Source organism: Mycobacterium sp., assembly GCF_050701675.1.
Lineage (GTDB): Bacteria > Actinomycetota > Actinomycetes > Mycobacteriales > Mycobacteriaceae > Mycobacterium.
In genome coordinates this window covers 1-4,095 of the sequence record NZ_JBOGDD010000571.1, presented here as the reverse complement: position 1 = coordinate 4,095, position 4,095 = coordinate 1, and the positions used below count along the sequence as shown (strand labels likewise).

Annotated in this window: 4 protein-coding genes; 1 reads left to right on the top strand and 3 read right to left on the bottom strand. The window is 62.5% G+C overall.

Translation table 11 applies throughout. The features are described 5' to 3' along the window. Positions 1-487: 487 nt before the first annotated feature. Positions 488-1,546: a hypothetical protein gene (locus tag ACRDUX_RS17415; RefSeq protein WP_526415269.1), complete on the bottom strand. Its 1,059-nt coding sequence runs from the start codon at positions 1,544-1,546 to the stop codon at positions 488-490. A 322-nt stretch (positions 1,547-1,868) separates the two neighbouring features. Between ACRDUX_RS17415 and ACRDUX_RS17410 the strand changes: the two genes are divergently transcribed. Continuing rightward, positions 1,869-2,543: a GNAT family N-acetyltransferase gene (locus ACRDUX_RS17410; RefSeq protein WP_526415268.1), complete on the top strand. Its 675-nt coding sequence runs from the start codon at positions 1,869-1,871 to the stop codon at positions 2,541-2,543. 26 nt (positions 2,544-2,569) lie between these two features. Here the strand turns inward: ACRDUX_RS17410 and ACRDUX_RS17405 are convergent, their stop codons facing one another. Together ACRDUX_RS17405 and ACRDUX_RS17400 are read right to left on the bottom strand one after the other, a co-directional pair. After that, entirely contained in the window at positions 2,570-3,019 is a 450-nt protein-coding gene (locus tag ACRDUX_RS17405; RefSeq protein WP_526415267.1) for a GNAT family N-acetyltransferase, read from the bottom strand. A 21-nt stretch (positions 3,020-3,040) separates the two neighbouring features. Then, positions 3,041-3,868 carry a class I SAM-dependent methyltransferase gene (locus ACRDUX_RS17400; RefSeq protein ID WP_526415266.1) on the bottom strand — a complete coding sequence of 276 codons (828 nt, stop codon included), beginning with the start codon at positions 3,866-3,868 and terminating at the stop codon, positions 3,041-3,043. Positions 3,869-4,095 lie beyond the last annotated feature (227 nt).

Genomic DNA, 4,095 nt, shown 5'->3' with positions numbered 1-4,095 from the left:
ACCCACGATGGTGGCTTGTTTGGCGCTTCGTGGTGGTGATGGATGGCGGCGCCCGGTTTACGGGGCGTGGTACCGCTGCGGGAAGGCGGTGTAGCTGATCGAGGTTGGGTACCCGGGACCGGGAAGTCAGGGAGTGACCCGCGACGACGTGGAAGAACTCAAACGCCTGCGCAGCGAGGTCGCCGAGCTGCGGATGGAGCGCGACGTCCTCAAGCGATCCGTGGTCCTGTGGGTGAAGGAGGCGACGAAGTGAGCGTGGCACGCTTTGTCGCTGACCAGAGGACGAAACACCGGGTCGCTACACGATCACGTGGCGCTGCTGGGAATCATTGTGTCCTGGTTCTACAAATGGTAGATGCTCGAGCACCATCTTCACCACACGCTCACGCTGCTCGACCGGGTAATGCTTGGCCATAATCGCCATCCTTCGCACAGAAGGAAGCGGCATCAAACCCAGGACGGTGCATGGTACGGCTCTCGCGTCGTCTCAACCTTGCCCGATTGCGTTGAGCGTGGCCGCGAGTGCCACGGAGGGAAACTTCGTTTGAAGGTAACCGTCGTGAAGTTGCCAGTAGAAGTCGTTGATCAAGGTGGTCGTGGGCGCAAGACGTCGGATCGTCTCGGCGAGTGGGGTTGGTACTCCGTCGGCCGAGCCGGTTTGGGAGCACATCCGTATCCAGTCGTTGCGCGCCCGAGCGTCGGGAAAGTCCATGACCCTGCGAAGTATGGCGTTTGTCAGTTCGGCTGCGCAGTACGCGACGTCGTGATCGGCGTGTGTTGTGAGAAATGGCTTTTCGGCATCGTCAAGTTGGAAATCAGCGGCGGCGGCGAGGCCAAAGTCGGACACGACGAGCTGGTGGCCAGTAGTCAGGACGTTGTCGAGGTGCGCGTCGAAATGCACTACGCCATGGGCGCGCATCTGTCTGGCCGCAGCGAGCAGTTGATCCAGAACCCCTTGAACCGAACCGGCCATGTCCTCTCTGCCGGAGGCTAATTGGCGATCCAGCCAGCCGCGCAGCACCAACGGAACGTGTTCGATGAAGACAGCCACAACCGTGGTGCTCGCCGAGAGCGCACGCAGTCGCGTCTCGACCTCTGCTGAGTCCGCCCAAAACTTCACCGCGCGGACTATGTCGTCATCATCGAGTTCGCGTCGACCTACGTCGGGCACGATTCGCCAGTGATAGAGCAGGGGGAAGGCGCCACGGTTGTCTCTCATCACCCAGTCGCTAACCATCTCGTGGGTGGCAACTTCTCGCCAGGCGTTGAATCCAGTGGAGCCCTCTCCGACGCCGTAGTGATACCACGGGGGGAGACCGAAGAGATTGCGCGTGTCGCTTGGTCCAGCGTCGACTTCGAGCTTGGACAGTTTGATCGCCTTGACGAAGACAGGTGAGCCCGCGACCTCGATGGAGTGAGTCGTTCCCCCAATGCCAATCCGGGGCTGGGTGCCTGCATCCAGCAGACAGCGTATTTCTTTGTCGGAAAATGAGGACAGTTTCGCTGCCACCGCGTCGCGCCTGGCCATCCGATCCGGTTCACCCATCGCTATCCGCCCGCGCGGCGATGTCGATGATCGGCTTGGCTGCTAGGCCACGCGGCGTCGTATTTCGTGACCTGCACCGGTGTGTCCCCCACCTGCCCAGGCTATTCGTGCAGCCGGCTCATTCTCAGTGCCTGCGGCTCAGGGCACTTCGATGAGGTGCAGAAGGGTTGGTGGTCAGTGCGCGGATGGACTCGAATGTCGGTTACGCCGCTGGATCCGTGTGGTGTGAGTGTCCTCGGAAGCTCGCGGAAACCCCCAGCCAAATCGGTGCGCTACGAATTTCGGTTGCAGTTGTTACTGCATGTGCGATGCCATGGACTCCATGACCGCCGCGATCTGGCCCGTATTCGACCTCCTTGTGTCGACTCCTCGCTTGTCGCTGCGCTATGTCACTGACGACCTTGCTGGACAACTCGCTGACCTCGCTGCGCGAGGGATTCATGACCCCGACACCATGCCCTTCTCCGAACCATGGACCGACGTTCCGCCGCCAGAATTGCAGCGCAACGCCGTGCGGTATTTCTGGCGCTGTAGAGCTGACACGACCAGTGAGCACTGGACTCTCAACCTGGCAGTGCACGACCGAGATGGAACACTCTTGGGTGTCTGCACGCTCAATGCCGAAGGGTTCCCAATCTCTCGCACCGCGACAACCGGGTCATGGATTGGCCGCCAGTTCCAGGGCCACGGGCTCGGCCAGGAGATGCGTCAGGCCGCTCTGCACTTGATCTTCGCTGGTTTGGACGGCGAAACCGCCACCACCCGCGCATGGCATGACAACATCGCATCACTGCGCGTCACCAGATCACTGCCCTACACCCAACAGGGCGCTATTGAAGAGCAGCGTCGTGATCGACCCGACACCATGCTGGCGTTCGCGATGACCCGACAGCAATGGCAGAACATTCATCGCACGGACATCCAACTCGCCGGCGTCGGGCCGGTTCGCGAGCTCCTCGGCATCACCACCGGCCAAGCAGATCGCACCCGCGGTTGACTCCTAACACGATCGGAGGTCTTGTCTCAGTTCTTGGGCGGCAATCCGCTGGCGAGGGTGCGGACGTGGAATCGCTCAACACCGGGGTACTTTTCGCCGAGTGATTCGGCAAGGAAACCGTTGGCGATGTAGAAACCCACTGCGTCGGAATCGGTTTCGGCAACCAGACGAAAATGATTGGGTGTCGCTTCACGCACTGCCTGCAGCATTTGGCGTCCGACGCCGGATCGGCGGGAGTCCTCGCTGGTCGCTATATGCAGGACTACGACGTCGGTGCCCTTCACGGTGTAGCCCACTACGCCAACCAGTGCGGTTCCGATCGATGCACGCAGCAGGATCAGCTCCGGGTCTCGGCGGTATTGCTCGACAATGCGGTTGGCGCGGTCCCAGCCGCCGCCAACGGCCGCGGCCAGCAACTCGGGCATACCCTCGTCGTCGACGTCGGCAGGTGACACCCGCACAGGCGGGGTTGCCATCGTCACAGCTTGCCTTCGAGATCAGCGCTTGCGCGCTTGGATGGTGTAGGTCAGGGGGAGTCGTTCCGGGTTCTGGGCGAGCACGTACTCACCATCAAATTCGGTGCTCTCGACCATCGCCTCGCCCAACGCGTTCCACGGCACTTCTCGGTGCTCGTCGAGGGTGGTGACCGTCAGCCCGGCGTTGGTGAGGGCGGTGAAGACCTCGCCGAGGCCGTGGTTGAACGACACTCCCTGCGGTGCTGACACGGTTCCTTCGCCGCCATAGGTGCGTGTTTCGGTGAACGTGGTTCCTGCCGTCTCGAAGTATGGGTAGTGCACCACGAGCAGGTCGTCGGGTCGGGTATCGCTGAGCGTGTCGAGCATGGGGTGGCCCTCGCGCATGAACAACCGGCCTCCGGGACGCAGTAGGTCGGCGACCACTTCGGCCCATCGTCGGATGTCGGGCAGCCAGCACACTGCGCCAATGCCGGTGTAGACGAGATCGCAGGATCCCGCGCCGAGGACCATGGTTGCGTCATAGACGTCGGACTCGACGAATCTGACGTGAGGGGCAGCGTGTGTCGCCAGGGTGGTGGCTGCAGCGATCGCGGAGGGCGAGAAGTCCAGTCCGGTCACTGAGCGCGGCCCGAGCCGGGCTAGCGACACGGTGTCGGTGCCGATGTGGCATTGCAGGTGCACCACATCCAGACCCGCGATGTCGCCAAGTCGCGGCAGGTCATATCGCACTACGCCCGAAAGATGTTGGGGATCGTCGAAACTGTCGAGGTCGTATCCACCAGGACGCAAATGCAGCGGGACCCGGGCCTCCCAGTTGGCCAGATTCAGCGTCCGCCAGTGCCCGGCCATCCGCGGATTCTCGCAGAACGCCGACCCGGCCCGCGCCGCGTCTCATTCGCCGCACGCGACAGCGTTCCATCCGGAAACCGGGCCGCGGTGGACACTGGGAGACACTGGGGAGACACCGCAGGTGCTTCCCGGTGCGGATGTGGCGGCTGGGGCGACTGACCGCAGGGCCGGACCGCCGCTTTTGGAAGCTACGCAGCTCACCGGCTATCCTGAAGGACAATTGCCGA

Coding starts and splice junctions, on each gene's coding strand:
- ACRDUX_RS17400 (WP_526415266.1), bottom strand. CDS start 3,868: ATGGCCGGGCACTGGCGGACGCTGAATCTGGCCAACTGGGAGGCCCGG.
- ACRDUX_RS17410 (WP_526415268.1), top strand. CDS start 1,869: ATGACCGCCGCGATCTGGCCCGTATTCGACCTCCTTGTGTCGACTCCT.
- ACRDUX_RS17405 (WP_526415267.1), bottom strand. CDS start 3,019: ATGGCAACCCCGCCTGTGCGGGTGTCACCTGCCGACGTCGACGACGAG.
- ACRDUX_RS17415 (WP_526415269.1), bottom strand. CDS start 1,546: ATGGGTGAACCGGATCGGATGGCCAGGCGCGACGCGGTGGCAGCGAAA.